Source organism: Acidithiobacillus acidisediminis (assembly GCF_023277115.1).
Classification (GTDB): domain Bacteria; phylum Pseudomonadota; class Gammaproteobacteria; order Acidithiobacillales; family Acidithiobacillaceae; genus Igneacidithiobacillus; species Igneacidithiobacillus acidisediminis.
This window is the reverse complement of the sequence record NZ_JALQCS010000001.1, coordinates 1,224,947-1,240,294: the sequence shown is the minus strand read 5'-3', so window position 1 is coordinate 1,240,294 and position 15,348 is coordinate 1,224,947. Positions and strand designations below refer to the sequence as shown.

Annotated in this window: 17 protein-coding genes, 2 tRNA genes and 1 pseudogene; 16 read left to right on the top strand and 4 right to left on the bottom strand. The window is 54.6% G+C overall.

The features are described from left to right. Positions 1-41: 41 nt before the first annotated feature. From M5D89_RS06375 to M5D89_RS06335, 9 genes and pseudogenes are all read left to right on the top strand, one after another. Positions 42-1,040 (top strand): hypothetical protein, encoded by a 999-nt coding sequence (locus M5D89_RS06375; RefSeq protein WP_248884997.1) that lies wholly within the window; start codon positions 42-44, stop codon positions 1,038-1,040. A 167-nt stretch (positions 1,041-1,207) separates the two neighbouring features. Continuing rightward, positions 1,208-1,498 (top strand): DUF2283 domain-containing protein, encoded by a 291-nt coding sequence (locus M5D89_RS06370; RefSeq protein WP_248884996.1) that lies wholly within the window; start codon positions 1,208-1,210, stop codon positions 1,496-1,498. 389 nt (positions 1,499-1,887) lie between these two features. Further along, a complete protein-coding gene (locus M5D89_RS06365) occupies positions 1,888-3,426 on the top strand; it encodes a hypothetical protein (RefSeq protein WP_248884995.1) in 1,539 nt (512 codons plus the stop codon). A 379-nt stretch (positions 3,427-3,805) separates the two neighbouring features. Beyond that, positions 3,806-4,135, top strand: a complete 330-nt coding sequence (tnpA, locus tag M5D89_RS06360; protein WP_248884015.1) for an IS66 family insertion sequence element accessory protein TnpA — start codon at positions 3,806-3,808, stop codon at positions 4,133-4,135. A gap of 3 nt (positions 4,136-4,138) precedes the next feature. Then, positions 4,139-4,492, top strand: a complete 354-nt coding sequence (tnpB, locus tag M5D89_RS06355; protein WP_248884014.1) for an IS66 family insertion sequence element accessory protein TnpB — start codon at positions 4,139-4,141, stop codon at positions 4,490-4,492. A gap of 50 nt (positions 4,493-4,542) precedes the next feature. Further along, positions 4,543-6,138, top strand: a complete 1,596-nt coding sequence (gene tnpC, locus M5D89_RS06350) for an IS66 family transposase (RefSeq protein ID WP_248884013.1) — start codon at positions 4,543-4,545, stop codon at positions 6,136-6,138. 92 nt (positions 6,139-6,230) lie between these two features. Beyond that, positions 6,231-6,458: pseudogene (locus M5D89_RS06345) on the top strand (transposase domain-containing protein); the annotation flags it as partial. A 534-nt stretch (positions 6,459-6,992) separates the two neighbouring features. Continuing rightward, positions 6,993-8,303 carry a sensor domain-containing diguanylate cyclase gene (locus M5D89_RS06340; protein WP_248884994.1) on the top strand — a complete coding sequence of 437 codons (1,311 nt, stop codon included), beginning with the start codon at positions 6,993-6,995 and terminating at the stop codon, positions 8,301-8,303. Between the two features lie 137 nt (positions 8,304-8,440). Further along, positions 8,441-9,511, top strand: a complete 1,071-nt coding sequence (locus M5D89_RS06335; protein ID WP_248884993.1) for an alkene reductase — start codon at positions 8,441-8,443, stop codon at positions 9,509-9,511. Positions 9,512-9,539: 28 nt separating this feature from the next. Here M5D89_RS06335 and M5D89_RS06330 read toward each other — a convergent pair whose 3' ends face one another. Further along, positions 9,540-10,142 carry a nucleotidyltransferase gene (locus tag M5D89_RS06330; protein ID WP_248884992.1) on the bottom strand — a complete coding sequence of 201 codons (603 nt, stop codon included), beginning with the start codon at positions 10,140-10,142 and terminating at the stop codon, positions 9,540-9,542. A 52-nt stretch (positions 10,143-10,194) separates the two neighbouring features. Here M5D89_RS06330 and M5D89_RS06325 point away from each other — a divergent pair. From M5D89_RS06325 to ilvA, 5 genes are all read left to right on the top strand, one after another. Beyond that, positions 10,195-10,279 (top strand) — tRNA-Leu (locus M5D89_RS06325). A 27-nt stretch (positions 10,280-10,306) separates the two neighbouring features. Continuing rightward, positions 10,307-10,516 (top strand): (2Fe-2S)-binding protein, encoded by a 210-nt coding sequence (locus M5D89_RS06320; protein ID WP_248884991.1) that lies wholly within the window; start codon positions 10,307-10,309, stop codon positions 10,514-10,516. Next, entirely contained in the window at positions 10,513-11,469 is a 957-nt protein-coding gene (locus tag M5D89_RS06315) for a YheT family hydrolase (protein ID WP_248884990.1), read from the top strand. Before M5D89_RS06320 ends, M5D89_RS06315 begins: the two co-directional genes overlap by 4 nt. Then, the gene (locus tag M5D89_RS06310) at positions 11,456-11,848 is read left to right on the top strand and encodes a winged helix-turn-helix domain-containing protein (RefSeq protein WP_248884989.1); all 393 of its coding nucleotides are present in this window, start codon (positions 11,456-11,458) and stop codon (positions 11,846-11,848) included. Before M5D89_RS06315 ends, M5D89_RS06310 begins: the two co-directional genes overlap by 14 nt. Continuing rightward, a complete protein-coding gene (ilvA, locus tag M5D89_RS06305) occupies positions 11,845-13,413 on the top strand; it encodes a threonine ammonia-lyase, biosynthetic (protein ID WP_248884988.1) in 1,569 nt (522 codons plus the stop codon). Before M5D89_RS06310 ends, ilvA begins: the two co-directional genes overlap by 4 nt. On the opposite strand, the gene M5D89_RS06300 is transcribed toward ilvA, so the two are convergent. The 3 genes from M5D89_RS06300 to M5D89_RS06290 all read right to left on the bottom strand — a co-directional run bounded on the left by M5D89_RS06300 (position 13,384) and on the right by M5D89_RS06290 (position 14,620). Then, complete coding sequence (locus M5D89_RS06300) at positions 13,384-13,794, bottom strand: group III truncated hemoglobin (RefSeq protein WP_248884987.1); 411 nt, start codon at positions 13,792-13,794, stop codon at positions 13,384-13,386. The two genes, ilvA and M5D89_RS06300, sit on opposite strands and share 30 nt — an antisense overlap. Positions 13,795-13,849: 55 nt before the next feature. Continuing rightward, positions 13,850-14,557 (bottom strand): uracil-DNA glycosylase family protein, encoded by a 708-nt coding sequence (locus M5D89_RS06295; RefSeq protein ID WP_248884986.1) that lies wholly within the window; start codon positions 14,555-14,557, stop codon positions 13,850-13,852. Then, positions 14,530-14,620: transfer RNA gene (locus tag M5D89_RS06290), tRNA-Ser, on the bottom strand. The genes M5D89_RS06295 and M5D89_RS06290 overlap by 28 nt, the downstream gene beginning before the upstream one ends. A gap of 199 nt (positions 14,621-14,819) precedes the next feature. Between M5D89_RS06290 and M5D89_RS06285 the strand changes: the two genes are divergently transcribed. Both M5D89_RS06285 and M5D89_RS06280 read left to right on the top strand, forming a co-directional pair. Further along, entirely contained in the window at positions 14,820-15,065 is a 246-nt protein-coding gene (locus tag M5D89_RS06285) for a type II toxin-antitoxin system Phd/YefM family antitoxin (RefSeq protein ID WP_248884985.1), read from the top strand. After that, positions 15,055-15,342, top strand: coding sequence for a type II toxin-antitoxin system RelE family toxin (locus M5D89_RS06280; protein ID WP_248884984.1), 288 nt, complete (start codon positions 15,055-15,057; stop codon positions 15,340-15,342). Before M5D89_RS06285 ends, M5D89_RS06280 begins: the two co-directional genes overlap by 11 nt. Positions 15,343-15,348 lie beyond the last annotated feature (6 nt).

Sequence of the window (15,348 nt, the reverse complement as noted above, 5' to 3'; positions counted from 1 at the left end):
TGGCTACGAGTACGCCGCCATAATGGGAATGAGCAAGAATCATGAATCGAAAAAGAATTTTATTTGTGGCACTGTCCTTGGCTATTTTGCCGGGATTGTCCGGCTGCATGTCTACGGAGCAGCTAGGTCCGGTACAGTATCACTCAAAGACCCCTATTGAGTCCGCAAAGCTCAAGAAGATTTTGTACCACGGAACTGTCACGGCCCACGATTGCCCGAAAGATAGCCTGAACGCCTGTGCTCCTGTCTTTGACTTGCGCTTTTCTGGGCCGGCAGCATTGTATGCCTATGACATGCAGGAACATCATCAATCGACGAACGTGTCGGTCAATGCAACCGTGCAGGATGCGATGAAACAGTGGTCCAGCCTTGGGATGTGGGCCGGAGAAAACGCGCTGATAGGCGCCGGATCTCCAGCGTTGTTCGGCGTTGGGATGTTATTTAGCCTCGGATCTGGGAATAACGCGCCCAAGATCAATCCGGTCCCAGGAGATTACGATCATCTTGCCAAGCGGTTCAATGACGGCCAGATATTGTGGATTGCCAGATACTACAAGGTGAAGCATAACTCGTACTTGCAGGTCGTCCATTTGGCCAGAAAGTCTGTTGAACTCTCCGACCTGCACTTGGTTGGCTGGGACCGTGGAACCTTTGATGGATCCACCTACCGAATCAAGGACGGGCTATGGAACGATGGAGCAGACGCCATGCTGGTTTGGCTCCCGAATTGGCAGAACATCGCTGACAAACCCAAGATTGCACCCTATTGGCTGAACTGGACGGTTCAGCCCTGGAAGAAACCCGATGATCCGTTCTATGTGGTAAACAACGAGGATCCAAAGTACCCGTTCATGGCTCTTGCCACGATCGAGTACAAGATCTCTCCTGAATTCAATGCACCCGCCTGGATTCAGGCACACCAGGCTCAGCTACAAGGCTGGATGGTGATTTACCACCAAAAGAATCAGGCCGCTGTCTGGAAAGAGGGAAAAACCCATCTGTATCCAGAACCCAAGCCACTAACCGTCGCCGGAGGGTGAAATGCACTCGTTTGCCAAGGTGAGAAAGGCGCTGTTGATTGTGGCCGTTTTGCTGCCGCTTTGGCCTTCCTTGGCTTGGGCTCTGGGGGGGGCACTAATAAAAGATATCTTTCGAGAGGTTGCGGGCGGGCCGACCACCATATGACTTTGCAAACATCGATGAAGAGATGGAAGAGCGCGGCATCACAGAAGAGGTCCTGGACTTGGTGATGCAGTATCACCGTATACAGGACGAGCAAAATCGCCAAGTGCTGGAGGCCATCATGAAAGTGCGTTACGACCCAGAGACCGACACCCTGACTATGCGCCTCAGTGACCAGAAGGTCATGGAAGGTGATGAGGCCCACCCAGGCGTCATCCTGGACTATGACAAAGAAGGAAATGCCAGCGGCATTGAGATCCTGCAAGCCTCGAAGTCTGGAGCCATGCCACAGTCCATAGAATACACATACGGATGATGACGGATATCATGCCAGGGGAGCTGCAGAAAATGAGCGCCTTCACCGTAATGTCTCATCTTCCTCAGCTTTTGGCCTTGCCGGGGGGTAGGATAATCAGTAGATTAGCGGGAGACGGGCTGCGGCCCACGAGACAAAATAGTACATTTTGTCTTGCATTATCCGGTAATGCACTTCAAGCTTGAAAATGTTCCTAATCTAACGTTCGAATTAGGCATCATTTTTTTGCAACATAGGTCTTTTTCCACTCTAGAGCCAACTCGGGGATTCGAAGCACATGGTCGGGGGCGTTTTTGCAATGGAAGAGAATCTTTGGTTGCATCCCTGAGAGGACTATGATTATATAAATACGTTCACATAGATGCGTTACATCGTAGCCCCAAGAAGTCATGGATATCCAGCCCAGCCAAGCGATCGATATATTCGATCTATACAAGCCATTTAGAAATGCGATCCGAGAACTGGCGCTGCCTTCATCTCTAAAAAGCTGTTGGGAATACCAAAAGTATGCAGATGTCTCTGGAGTTATAAAGCTGTCGACAGTTTTTGGACCAGGACGCCCCTCTTTTGAGATTTATATATGGGAACTTCACATTCTTTGTCGCGAAATACTGCTCCATGCAAATGGAACCAAAAATACACTATCAACTGCAGATGGCCTCGTAAAATATATTAACAAGCTTAGAAAGTGCACAGAAGGAATATCAGCGCGCACAATAAAATCTGCCGATAGGGCAATGCAAGAACTTTTCCTGCTAGCGCACCAACAGGCCCGTTGGCAACATAGCTTAGATCAAGCGCGCATTTTTCGTGCGTACCATATCTACAGCGATCACGATCTATGCAATACCTTTTATAAAGAAACAGGGATATCAATGACTGATATGACCGCCATCGCCCTAACGGTAGGCGGAATTACAAAGGATCGAATAGATATAAATAGCAAACAAGACTATTCGGTGCTTGGTATTAGGCCTGAAGTGCGCGACAATTTTTTCAAAATGACATCAAAGACTATTAAGGAAATTAGAAATGAAATAACTAGAGTGCAAAGATATGACCAAGGCTGGCCTTATACATGGAATCCTTTGGAGGCATATCCTTTAATTGATCTTCAATTAGATAATGGCAATACACTTTGGTGTCCGCTTCCGGAATTGCTCTCAAGGAGAATTACAGAGGGCCTTTTTTATGATCTAAGAATTGGTAATGGGTCTACCGGCGCACAGTATGGGAAAGCATTTGAGCATTATGTCGGCAAGGTAATAACTAATATTTTTCCAAAAGACAAATTTCGAGTTTCGGGTGAGCATCCTTACAACGTGAAAGGGCAGATAAAGCATGGTGTCGACTGGATTATTAGCGACGACACGGGCAATTTATTCATCGAGTGTAAAACACGCCGTCTCCGCCATGAGGCTAAAGAACTCGCTAACGGGAATGCGGTAAAAAAGTCTTTCGAAGAGCTTGCAGATGCAGTTGTTCAATTATATAGGAATATTGATGATGCCATCTCAGGGAAAACAAAATGGAATTTTAATCATCTTCAAAACTATCCTTTTATTATCACCTACGAAGATTGGTATATTTCAACGCCTGTTGTTGAAATGTATCTTATAGAGTCCGTGAAAGAAAAACTTCTGAGTTTTCAGATGTCTACTAAACTAATAGAGAGCACCCCATTTTTCATTGTATCGATAGCAGAGTTTGAGAAGGCTGGACAAGCAATTTCGCATCTTGGCATCAGGTGTTTCTGTACAAGCAATAATGTCAATAAATATAGGTTATTTAAGCTAAGCAGATTGGCTTTTGAAGAATTTCCGAATGTCAAAATCCCATACCGTCTGCTATTTCAGGAGACTTGGGCTGATATGTTTCCTAATCTGAAACACTTACTCGACAAGATCCCGCCAGCAGGTCTGTTGTAGACAGTTACAAACTTTTAATCTGTACGGTGCGACATAATTAGCGCCCAAGCAAGTATATTGTTAGTCTATTTTTAATTCCTTGGCCGGCTCAGGAATCAAGCGCAACACCAACGTTGGTCCCCCAAACGACCGTTTGCCGGACACGGAAACAGAGGCCTGCGCGCCCAGTGTTTGCAGGGGGCGATCTGAGGTTTCCGGACAAAATCCAAAAAAGATGAGTTTACGGACACAAGCCCGCCTCGATCTCTTGCCAGACAAAACGCCAGGACCGCCACCACTGCATCATCCGACGGGCGTAAGCGATCTCTGACCGGCGTTCTTCCCTTCTGAGCAGGCATTGCCCAGCATGGCGCCATCGTTCTTGTAAAGGATTGGCGTCATGGAAAACACCCCAGAAGATAGCGGCAAGGTTCAGGCCCGGACGGAGGTCTGGCAGCAACGGATGCAGGAATACGAGGCTTGTGGCCTTTCTGCCCGACAGTTCTGCGCAGAACACGGACTGTCCCTGCCGCAGTTTTATTATTGGCGGCGTCGCCTGCGCCTGGAGAGCGGTGGCGTGGTAGCTCCCGGGGATGATGGGGAGGCGATGGCTCCTGCCTTCGTGGAATTGGGCCTGGGTGCTGTGCCACCATCTGCAGCGCGGGCGCTGCCCCTGGAGATTCGCCTCGACCTGGGGGGTGGCTGCGTCCTCTCGATTCGGCGAGGCTGAGGGATGTTCTTTCCGGAAGGACGCATCCGGGTCTTTCTTTGCCGGGTGCCGGTGGACATGCGTAAGTCCTTCGACGGGCTCTCGGCCTTGGTGCATCCGACCTTCGCCCAGGATCCCCTGTCCGGGCATTGCTTCGTCTTCGTGAATCGCAGGGCGACCCAGATGAAGGTGCTGTATTGGGATCGAACGGGATACTGTCTCTGGGCCAAGCGCCTGGAGCGGGGTGGCTTTTGGTCGTGGCGGCATCCCCCCAAAGCGGAGATCGACTGGACCGGTCTCAAACTCCTGTTGGAGGGCATCGATGGCGTCCAAAAAAGGCGCCGTTATCGGCACCAAAACGGAGAAAAATTCTCCTGAAACCCGCTGAAATGCTTGCGATATTAAGCAGTTAGTGTTATGATTCTGCTATGGATTTGGCAGAATCTCCCACCCCCAGAAACTACCCCGAAGCCCTCGCTGCCTGGCAGCTGCAGGTCGAGATCAATGCCACCATCCACAAGAAATTTGAAGCCCAAATCCAAGGGCTCCAAAGCCAGCTCGATTGGTTCCGCCAGCAGTTCTTCGGCCAGAAGAGCGAACGGCGCGTCCCTCCGCCTCCGGTCGAGCAGCTGAGTCTCGGTCAGGAGTTTTCTCCGGCGGAAGTCGCACCTGCGCCTCTTCGTATCGTCGCCGCCCATACTCGCGCCGCGCCCAAACGGCCGGAAGATCGGGCCGAAAGCCTGCCCTTCTTCGATGAGAGCCGGGTACCTACCGAAACCATCACCCTCCCGGCTCCCGAGATCGCAGGCCTCGATCCCGACGCCTGCGAGATCATCGATACCAAGGTCAGCTACCGCCTGGCCCAGCGGCCAGGCAGCTATGTCGTCCTCAAATACGAGCGGCCGGTGGTCAAGCTCCGGGAATCGGAGACCCTGCACACCGCCCCGGCTCCCATGGGGGTTCTGGACGGCAGCCGGGCCGATGTCAGCCTGCTGGCGGGAATCCTGACGGATAAGTTCCTGTACCACTTGCCGCTCTATCGGCAGCATCAGCGGATGGTGGCCCAAGGCCTGCGGGTCAGTCGCTCTTGGCTCACCGATCTCGTGCAACGGTCCATTCTGCTCCTGTCCCCCATCTATACGGCCCAGTTTGAGAGCATTCGCCAGTCTCGCGTGCTGACTATGGACGAGACCCCCATCAAGGCGGGACGCCGGGAAAAGGGCAAGATGCACCAAGGGTACTTCTGGCCGGTCTTTGGCGATGCCCAGGAGATCTGCTTTCCCTATGCCGAAAGCCGGGGCACCATCCACATCCGGGAGCTCTTGGGCCCCTTGGCGCCGGGTACGGTGCTCCTGAGCGATGGCTATGCCGCTTATGCCCGCTTCCAGAAAGAAAACGCGGGGCTGATCCATGCCCAGTGCTGGGCCCACAGCCGACGGGAGTTCGTGCGTGCCGAGGCCCACGCCCCGGAAAGGGTGGCCGAGGCCCTGGAGCAGATCCGGGCGTTCTATCGCGTCGAAGATGAGATTCGCAGCCAAGGATTGAGCGGTGCGGACAAGCGGCACTATCGCTATACCCATAGCCGCCCCCGGGTCGCCCAGTTCTTCACTTGGGTCGAACAGCAGCTGACGGATACGGCCTTGCTACCCAGCAATCCCTTCACCAAGGCCCTCGCCTACGTCCACAGTCGCAAGGGGCCGCTGCAGGTCTTTCTGGAAGAACCTGACGTGCCCATCGACACCAACCACATCGAGTGCCAGATCCGACCCATTCCCTTGGGGAGAAAAAACTGGCTCTTCTGCTGGACTGAACTTGGTGCAGAGCATCTCGGTATCATCCAGAGTCTGCTCAGTACCTGCCGCCTGCAGGGGATCGATCCCTACGATTATCTCGTAGACGTCCTGCAGCGGGTCGGTCAGCATCCGGCCAAGGACGTGGCCCAACTCACCCCTCGTCTGTGGAAAGAGCACTTTGCCCAGGCACCCCTGCGCTCCGATCTGCACCGCTTCCAGCAACACCGCTGATTCCACCGCCCACCTCAATCCCGACCAGGCAATAAGCCATCCTGCCTCATGCCAATGGAGGGGGGAAGAACGCCGCTGAGAGACCGGTTACCTTCTGCTGGACTGAACTTGGTGCAGAGCATCTCGGTATCATCCAGAGTCTGCTCAGTACCTGCCGCCTGCAGGGGATCGATCCCTACGATTATCTCGTAGACGTCCTGCAGCGGGTCGGTCAGCATCCGGCCAAGGACGTGGCCCAACTCACCCCTCGTCTGTGGAAAGAGCACTTTGCCCAGGCACCCCTGCGCTCCGATCTGCACCGCTTCCAGCAACACCGCTGATTCCACCGCCCACCTCAATCCCGACCAGGCAATAAGCCATCCTGCCTCATGCCAATGGAGGGGGGAAGAACGCCGCTGAGAGACCGGTTACAAAACACCAAAGGTTTGGGATGATTCCCGAACCTTTTTTTGTTTCTCATTTCCGCACCATTGATCACTGAGCACGAGCTTCAACCACGCCCTAGTGATCACGATAAATCAGATGGTTAGAAGAATATTCTAAACGCTTTTATTTTTAATTTCGCGACGCTGCGTGAACCTGACGCAAGGGTTTACCGAGCGCCGAAAAGCTGCTATCAACACGTATAAGGAAAAACTGTGAAGGCAACTTCACAGGCGGCAGTCGCCCAAAGGTAGGAGGGACTCATGACGATAGGAGCAAGCTCAGCATGATTGGCGAAGGCGTCCTCTGTACAGAAACACTTAGACATCTCAAATGCTCACGGAGAAGTGGGCACAATTTGTCTTACCTTTAAACCAGACTTTTGGTGATCACGCCAGTAACTGCAATAGGCTTGTAGAGGAAAACATCAGATGTTTAAAGAACACAATGATAATGATGTAATCCCAGCCCTCCTTTCGCAAGCAGAAATACAAGACCTGGTAGCCCAGATCACCATGGTTAATCTACTCGATCAACATCCTCTGCCCCATGTAGTGACCTACAAAAGAAGATTTATCTACGTGAACCCTGCCGCAGTAGGGCTATTCGATGCCGAGACGACCATGGATTTATTGGGGCAGGATATTACCACGTTCATCCACCCTTTGGACCATGGACGTGTGCTGACGAGACTAGAAATTCTTGGACCGAATAAACTGGCAAATCCTCCATCCCTGACACGCATAACTACCCTAAAGAAAAGATCCAAGAGAATTCTATCCACAAGCATGCTCATCACAGTAAATGGTCAAGAATTTGCCATTGCGAGCGGAACAGATATCACTAACGGCATACACCGATCAGAGCTCGAATCAGACCGCAACTACCAGAGTCTTTTCGAAAACATGCTCGATGTATTCTATCGAACAGACAAAGAAAAACGACTCACTCTCGTCGGTCCAGCTGTAACTAAAATGCTGGGATACAAGCCAGAGGATGTCCTGGGTCTTCCTGCAGCAAGTTTTTATGTTGACCCCAACAAAAGAGAAGAAGTAGTTGCACGAATAGCTCGAGATGGAGAAATAAAAGATTTCCAAGTTGACCTCAAACATAAATCCGGTTATCCGGTTTCGGTAGAAATATCAAGCAGGGCAATTTATGACAGCGAAAATAATGTCATTGGCGTGGAGGGTGTCTTCCGCGATGTAACAGAACAGAATTCAATGAAGGAAAATTTACAGCTTCTTGCTGCAACAGACGAGCTTACTGGGATATTCAATCGTAGGGAGTTTCTCCGCAATGCAGAAATGTGCGTAAAGAAGTTAAAAAGACACCCTGAAACCTCCATACTAGCGATAGTAGACCTCGACAAATTCAAGCAAATTAACGATGATTTTGGGCATTTAAGCGGAGACAAAATTCTAAAAATTTTTACTGAGATTTTTAAGCGTAATCTACGAGAAACAGATATATTTGGTCGCTTAGGAGGAGACGAATTCTCTATCATATTGCAAAGTATTGATAAATCTACAGCTCAGCCTCTCCTTGAAAGAATGTTAAGCGAGCTTAGATCGAAAAGCTTACGGCTCAGAGGCGACGTACAAATAAATATCTCCGCCAGCATTGGTGCCACATTTTTAACGTCCGAAGATCACCCCTTGAATACCGCCCTGGCAAGAGCAGATCAGGCTTTATATCAAGCAAAGAAACATGGCGGTTCTTGTCTTGTGATATACGACTGAGCAGACGATCACAAAATTGCCAGCTTTCGTCGTCAAACTTAGGATCACTCGATACAGGATCAGAGTGAACCGGTTGCAAACCGACTGACCGGTCGGTATTCTCATTCGCGACATTCTGGACATGCAAAGGAGCGACCGTGACCGACTTATTTACTCCCCTACGCCTCGGTGCCGTAGAGATCAACAACCGCGTTCTGATGGCCCCCCTCACTCGTTGCCGCGCCGAGGGAGAGCATGTGCCCACGCCTCTGATGGCAGAGTACTATGCCCAACGCGCGAGCGCAGGCCTGATCATCGCTGAGGCGACCATGATCCTGCCGGGCAACTCGGCCTTTTGGCACGAGCCGGGCATCTATTCCCCTGCACAGATTGCCGGTTGGCGCCTAACCACCGATGCCGTGCATGCCGCTGGCGGCAAAATCGCCTTGCAGATCTGGCACGGTGGGCGGGCCTGCCATCCTGACCTCAATGACGGCGCGATCCCCGTCGCTCCCAGCGCCATTGCTATCTCCGGCGAAGAAGTCCACACCCCCAAAGGGAAGCAGTCATATACCGTGCCGCGAGCTTTGCAGGATGCCGAAATTCCCGCCATCGTTGCTGGCTTTGCGCAGGCTGCGCGCAATGCCAGGGAGGCAGGCTTCGATATGGTCGAAGTACATGCCGCCAACGGTTATCTCATCGATGAGTTTTTGCGCGACGGCAGTAACCAGCGGCAAGCCCCGTACGGCGGCAATCGCGAGGCCCGGGCCCGCTTCCTTTTTGAGGTCTTGGACGCGGTCAGCGCGGCCATCGGCGCGGATCGGGTGGGTGTGCGCTTCTCGCCCCTCAACAGTTTCAACGACATGCAGGATAGTGATCCCGTCGGGCTCTACACTTGGTTGGCCGAGACGCTCAATGATCGGCATCTGGCCTTTGTGCATCTGATGCGTGCCGATTTCTATGGCAAGCAGCAGGCGGATGTGTTGGGCCCGGTGCGTAAGCACTATCAAGGCAATCTCATCGCCAACATGGGCTACAGCCCGGCGGAGGCCGAAACGGCTGTCGCAGAAGGCTTAGTCGATGCCGTCGCCTTTGGTACCTCCTTTTTGGCCAATCCCGATCTACCCGCGCGCATCCGCAAGGGGTCGGCGCTCAATGAGCCCAACCCGGCCACTTTTTATACGCCTGGGCCAGAGGGCTACACGGACTATCCTACTCTAGCGATTTGAGGCCGCCCCTCGATAGGGACTTCACCAGTTAGGGCGTCTCTGCCAAGAGGCGCCGTAGCTGCGTGATTCCACCCCGCGGCAAAGGCTTGCCATCCCGGGGTGAGGCGGGACTGCGACGATCCTCATCCAAGGCAAAGACGACAAGACGCAAGGGAACCCCTTCGTATTCTAACTGAAAGCTGGGGTAGTCCTGCGGCTGCGCATCGCCAAATCGCAACCGCTGCCAGCCCTCCTCGTATTCGACCTGCGCATCCAACAGAAAGAACAGCACCGATTCCGGCGCATCCGCAAATAAATGCAGGGTGATCTTGCTATGCTCAGTCGCGTCACCCTCCCACACCGGGCCGACGAGCCTAGGCTGAAATTCTTGCAGCCACTGCATCGCCTGCAAGGCGAGTTCCCGCAAGCGGCGCAGGGCCAAAGGCTGAGTATCAGCATGGAACAACTGCAGACGGGCCTGAAGTTCATCATGAATTTCCGTATTGCTGGGCCAGTGCTGCTGCGCCTCTACCCCCAGACGCCGTGCGGCCTTCTCCTTGGCACTACGAAAATCCCCTACGGCCTCATCGACCATGATTCTGGCTGCTTCTACTGCCAGCAGGCGCCGCAGGCGTTGTGGAGACTTGGCCATGCTTGACTCCGTCGTTGTCCGGAAAGCCCCTAGGCGATAAGATACCGCAGACGCGAGGATGGCGGAATTGGTAGACGCACTGGATTTAGGTTCCAGCGCCGCAAGGCGTGGGAGTTCGAGTCTCCCTCTTCGCACCACTTTATTGTTTGAGGTAAGCGTGCAGAATGTCAGCTGAAGCTCAGGAAGTCGATGACAGCCCCTATTGTTGCTGTTCGGCGGCCACCTTCCAGGAAATTCTCGAGCGCCAGCAGGCGCAACCATTGCCGTTCATGGAACTTCTGATGGTACATGCTGGCTGCGGTAGCGGCTGTGGCAGCTGTATAGAGGAATTGGAGCAATACCTCCGGGCGCATGACGCCTATATCGAAGATTGAGCCTCCCCTGCTCTTTCGCGTCCCCGGTTTGGCTGCCTAGCGGCGACGCGGAAACCCTCTGGGCCCCATTCTTTTCTCTGCGCGAAAAGGTTTCTCTGCGGCGGGAAATCTGGTCCACACCAGATCAGGATCGGATTGCCGTTGATTGGATCGACGCCAATCCTGAAGCCCCGCTACTCGTGTTATTCCACGGTCTCGGGAGTAGCAGCCGCGGACATTACGCCCTGTCGCTTGGCGCCGCGCTCCAACACCGTGGCTGGGGCGGCTGTTTTGTCAATTTTCGTGGCTGTGGCGGCATTGATAATCTGCTTCCGCGCGCCTACCACGCCGGCGACAGCGATGAAATTGCCTGGATCATCGAGCGCCTTGCCTCCCCCGCCCGCCCACTCTATGCCGTCGGGGTATCCCTGGGCGGGAATGCCCTCCTCAAGTATCTGGGGGAAGACCGCCCACCGCTGCTGACCGGTGCGGCAGCAGTCTGCGCACCCGTGGATCTCATCGCCACGGCTGCTCACATTGCCCAACAACGTTTCTATGACTGGTATTTCGTTCACACCCTGCAACGCCAAATGGGACGCTACGCGCGCCGCTTTCCACAGCTCGTAGACTGGTCTGCGGTGCATCGCGCCAAGACCCTGCGGGCCTTCGACGATGCCTTCACCGCACCAGTGCATGGCTTTTCTGATGCCATGAGTTACTGGCAACAGAGTTCCTCCGGGCCCGGTCTACAGCGCATCACCGTACGCTCCTTGTTGATCAATAGTCGCAATGATCCTATCGTACCCATAGACGCAGTCGAGAAATGGCCGCGAAGTAAGGCAGTGCATGCCTGCTTTACCCAGTATGGTGGTCATGTTGCCTATGTGCAGGGCAGGTTTCCCGGACGAACGCGCTGGTTACCAGCACAGATCCTGCGATTTTTTCAGGGAGAAGAACCCCATGCAGAAGCATAGTCACGTCATCGCGCCGCGCCTGCGGATCTTGCTTGCAGAGGCCATTGCCATTGGACCCGGTAAGGCAGAACTGTTGCAACGCATTGCGGAGAAAGGCTCGATTTCCGCAGCAGCGCGGGCAATGAACATGAGCTATCGCCGGGCTTGGCTCCTGGTGGACACCATGAATCGATCCTTCGTTGGCCCTTTGGTGGGCACCGCGACCGGCGGCACCCGTGGCGGTGGCGCCTATCTGACGGAGCTGGGCAAGGAAGTCCTCGCCCATTACGAAGCCATGGAAGAAAAGGCCAACACCGCGCTGGCCGAGGATATCGCCCGATTCCGCCAGTGGTTGCGCCCTGATGGCCCCCTTCCCCCCAGCCACGGCACGCCAGAATGAAGGGCCTCCTACGCGAGATTCTCTGTAGCCGAGTCTATGACGTCGCTCGAGAGACTCCTCTAGAGGCTGCACCCAAGCTGAGCGCGCGGCTTGGAAGAGAGGTGCTGTTCAAACGCGAGGACCTGCAGCCAGTATTCAGCTTTAAGATCCGCGGTGCTTACAACCGTATTGCCCAGCTCAGCGCCGAGGAACGTCAGCGGGGCGTGATCGCTGCCAGTGCTGGCAACCATGCCCAGGGCGTGGCCCGCAGCGCCCAGTTCTTGGGAATTCAGGCGGTGATCGTCATGCCCCGCACGACTCCCGAAATCAAGGTGCGGGCGGTGCGTGCCTTAGGCGCGGAAGTCATTTTGCATGGCGACAGCTACTCCGATGCCCAGGCCCATTGCCAGCAGCTCATAGCCGAGACAGGGATGGTTTTCATCCATCCCTTTGACGACCCCCTGGTGATTGCCGGTCAGGGCACCGTAGGGGCCGAGCTGTTGCGTCAGCGCGGAACGGGACTGGGTGCCGTCTTCGTGCCCGTGGGGGGAGGCGGACTGATTGCTGGCGTAGCCGCCTATCTCAAAAGCATCGTTCCAGAAATCCGCATCATTGGCGTCGAGCCCTTTGAAGCAGACGCCATGTACCAATCTTTACAGGCAGACGAACGCATCGAACTCGAGCAAGTGGGGATCTTTGCCGATGGGGTCGCGGTGCGGCGCGTAGGCGAGCATACCTTCGCCCTGTGTCGAAAATATGTCGATCAGGTTGTACGGGTAAGCAACGATGAAATCTGCGCCGCCATCAAGGACGTCTTTGACGAAACCCGCACAGTAATGGAGCCTGCCGGGGCGCTGGCCGTAGCCGGATTGAAACGCCTGGCGATGGAAGAGTCGACGCAGGAGAAACACGGGGCCTGGGCCGCCATTCTGTCAGGTGCCAACATGAATTTCGACCGCTTGCGCTTCATTGCGGAACGGGCCGAAATTGGCGAGGCGCGGGAGGCCCTCTTTGCCGTCACCATACCTGAGCGTCCTGGCGCATTTCAGGCCTTTTGTGCCGCAATCGGTGGCCAGCGGGTCATCACCGAATTCAACTATCGTTTGCATCGGCGTGACGAGGCACAAATCTTTGTCGGAGTAGCGGTGCAGGATCGAGAAGATGCCAAACGGCTCTTGCACGGCCTACAACAGCTGGGCCACACCGCCCTCGACCTCAGCGACGATGAGATGGGCAAATTGCATATCCGCCACATGGTGGGTGGTCATGCCCTGCTCGCCCGTCATGAGCGCATCTTCCGCTTTGAGTTTCCCGAGCGCCCGGGCGCCCTGATGGAGTTTCTCGCCAAGATTGGTGGGCGCTGGAACATCAGTCTCTTCCATTATCGCAATAATGGCGTCGACTTCGATCGCGTCCTTGCTGGCTTCGAGGTGCCCAACAGCGACGCGCGGGAGTTTGAAGCGATGCTACAAGGCCTGGGGCTTCCCTATGCCGAAGAGACGGAAAACCCCGCCTATCGTTTCTTTCTCGAACCCGGAGAAGAGCGTGAGCCGCGCCTACATGTCGCGGGCGAACATCAGGCGTAGCGACTCCCCGATACCGCGTGCCAGGCCATGCCAGCGCTGTGCCAAATCAGCGTCGAGATGATCGAGCAAGGTTTCGTGAAAGAGCTGCAGCCAGTCATCCACCAAGGCGTTCGTCACCCCAACTGGCGCATGCTTGTCACCCAGGGCGTAGCGAAAATCCTGGTAGGGCAAACCGCCCATCACGGTCCACCAATAATGGGTGAGACGTTCCTTGTGCAGGGTCCAATCGCCCACAATGCCAAAGGGCTCGGCCAAGGTAGGATGCCGTTGAATACGATCATAAAAATCATCCACCACCACGCGGATGGTGGGGAGGCCGATCTTTTGGCAAAGAGGCTCCAGTTTGCGCTTGGCAGGAAGGACGGGCAATTCGTCAGCCATGACGGCCTCTCACTTCATCAGAAAAGCAGATGATACCCCGCTAGGGCGCTGCCACCTAGCCTTGCGTGAGCATCTGCGTGTAACGGCGCACCCAGGACTGCGCCTCACGCAGGCGATAAGTCATGATCCAGGATGGATGCGGGAGATGGGAGATGGTTACCGATCCACCGGAAAATAATCGCCGAACCGTGGCCTCGACCTCACGCCCCAGGGCGATGATACGCTTGGGAGCCAGTACGGCCATTTCATCGAGAAAGCGCTGCTCGATAATCCGCTGGGCGGCATCCGGCAGGTCGGGATAGTTGCAGTTTTTGTTGTCCCGCACATAGCCCACGGCAGAGACGTTGCTGACATAGAATTCGCGATAGAACTTTTCGGCACCAATGTTCTGTACCACGCGATGAAAAAAATTGGCCGAGGGCTCCGTCTCGTTGCGCGGCAGCTGGGTATCCGGGAGCAAATTCGCCAGGCTACGAAAATCCAGCAGAGGAATGCCCGTCAAGCCCGCGCCCAGGCGTCCCGGGTTGAGTCCTACGATCACGGTTTGGGGCAGAGGCTCGGGAACATATTGCTGCCAGAATTGCTCCGCTATGGGCCGATACGGCAGAAACTCCCGCAGCATCGTAATGCCACGCTCCTGCAGAAGACTGGCAAAGGCATCATCTTGCAGGTACTGGTCTTGGACAACAAAAAGGGGATTGTTCATATGCAGACATTGGCCGATGTGGCTGGAACTGGCGGAGAGAGTGGGATTCGAACCCACGGTACCCTTTTGGAGTACACAGCATTTCCAGTGCTGCACCTTCGGCCGCTCGGTCACCTCTCCGGAGGGCTGAAGTGTAGCCCAGTTGCCCATTGCAGGCAATCAAAACAGGTTGGCGATTATGCTGCACATACTTGAATATCTACCACCCGCAGCACGGAGCAGAATTTTCATCGATAAGTTGAACCAGCACCTTGCGGCATGATACAAATAATGACCAGAAATAAGCACTAATTAAAGCTTTCTTACGTAGGAGCGCTCCATGGAACTACTTTACACCAACGCATCCGTCAGCATCAGTGAACTCAAGAGGAATCCCACAGCTGTCATTGAAGAGGCAGATGGCTTTCCCGTCGCCGTCCTCAACCATAACCGGCCTGCCGCCTATCTGGTACCCGCCGCCGCTTTTGAGGCCATGATGGAGAGGCTCGACGACATCGAACTGGCCATGCTAGTGAAGGAACGCGAGAGCGAGCCCACCGTCCGAGTCAGCCTCGATGAGCTATAGCCTCGAATTTCAGGAAACCGCCTGGAAGGAATGGAAGAAGCTCGACCACACCCTGCACGAGCAATTCAAGGTCAAACTACGGGAGCGGCTGGAAAACCCCCGCGTCGAATCTGCCCGTCTCTCGGGCATGCCTGACTGCTACAAGATCAAACTGCGCGCCGCCGGCTACCGGCTAGTGTATCGGGTATTCGACGAGCGAGTCGTGGTGGCCGTCGTGGCCGTGGGCAAGCGGGAAGACAGCGCGGTATATCGCAAAGCCAAGGGGCGGATGAAGTGAACGTGT

Coding starts and splice junctions, on each gene's coding strand:
- M5D89_RS06370 (WP_248884996.1), top strand. CDS start 1,208: ATGGAAGAGCGCGGCATCACAGAAGAGGTCCTGGACTTGGTGATGCAG.
- M5D89_RS06310 (WP_248884989.1), top strand. CDS start 11,456: ATGCAGAAGCATAGTCACGTCATCGCGCCGCGCCTGCGGATCTTGCTT.
- M5D89_RS06320 (WP_248884991.1), top strand. CDS start 10,307: ATGTCAGCTGAAGCTCAGGAAGTCGATGACAGCCCCTATTGTTGCTGT.
- M5D89_RS06365 (WP_248884995.1), top strand. CDS start 1,888: ATGGATATCCAGCCCAGCCAAGCGATCGATATATTCGATCTATACAAG.
- M5D89_RS06330 (WP_248884992.1), bottom strand. CDS start 10,142: ATGGCCAAGTCTCCACAACGCCTGCGGCGCCTGCTGGCAGTAGAAGCA.
- M5D89_RS06285 (WP_248884985.1), top strand. CDS start 14,820: ATGGAACTACTTTACACCAACGCATCCGTCAGCATCAGTGAACTCAAG.
- ilvA (WP_248884988.1), top strand. CDS start 11,845: ATGAAGGGCCTCCTACGCGAGATTCTCTGTAGCCGAGTCTATGACGTC.
- M5D89_RS06375 (WP_248884997.1), top strand. CDS start 42: ATGAATCGAAAAAGAATTTTATTTGTGGCACTGTCCTTGGCTATTTTG.
- M5D89_RS06340 (WP_248884994.1), top strand. CDS start 6,993: ATGTTTAAAGAACACAATGATAATGATGTAATCCCAGCCCTCCTTTCG.
- tnpC (WP_248884013.1), top strand. CDS start 4,543: ATGGATTTGGCAGAATCTCCCACCCCCAGAAACTACCCCGAAGCCCTC.
- tnpB (WP_248884014.1), top strand. CDS start 4,139: ATGTTCTTTCCGGAAGGACGCATCCGGGTCTTTCTTTGCCGGGTGCCG.
- M5D89_RS06300 (WP_248884987.1), bottom strand. CDS start 13,794: ATGGCTGACGAATTGCCCGTCCTTCCTGCCAAGCGCAAACTGGAGCCT.
- tnpA (WP_248884015.1), top strand. CDS start 3,806: ATGGAAAACACCCCAGAAGATAGCGGCAAGGTTCAGGCCCGGACGGAG.
- M5D89_RS06280 (WP_248884984.1), top strand. CDS start 15,055: ATGAGCTATAGCCTCGAATTTCAGGAAACCGCCTGGAAGGAATGGAAG.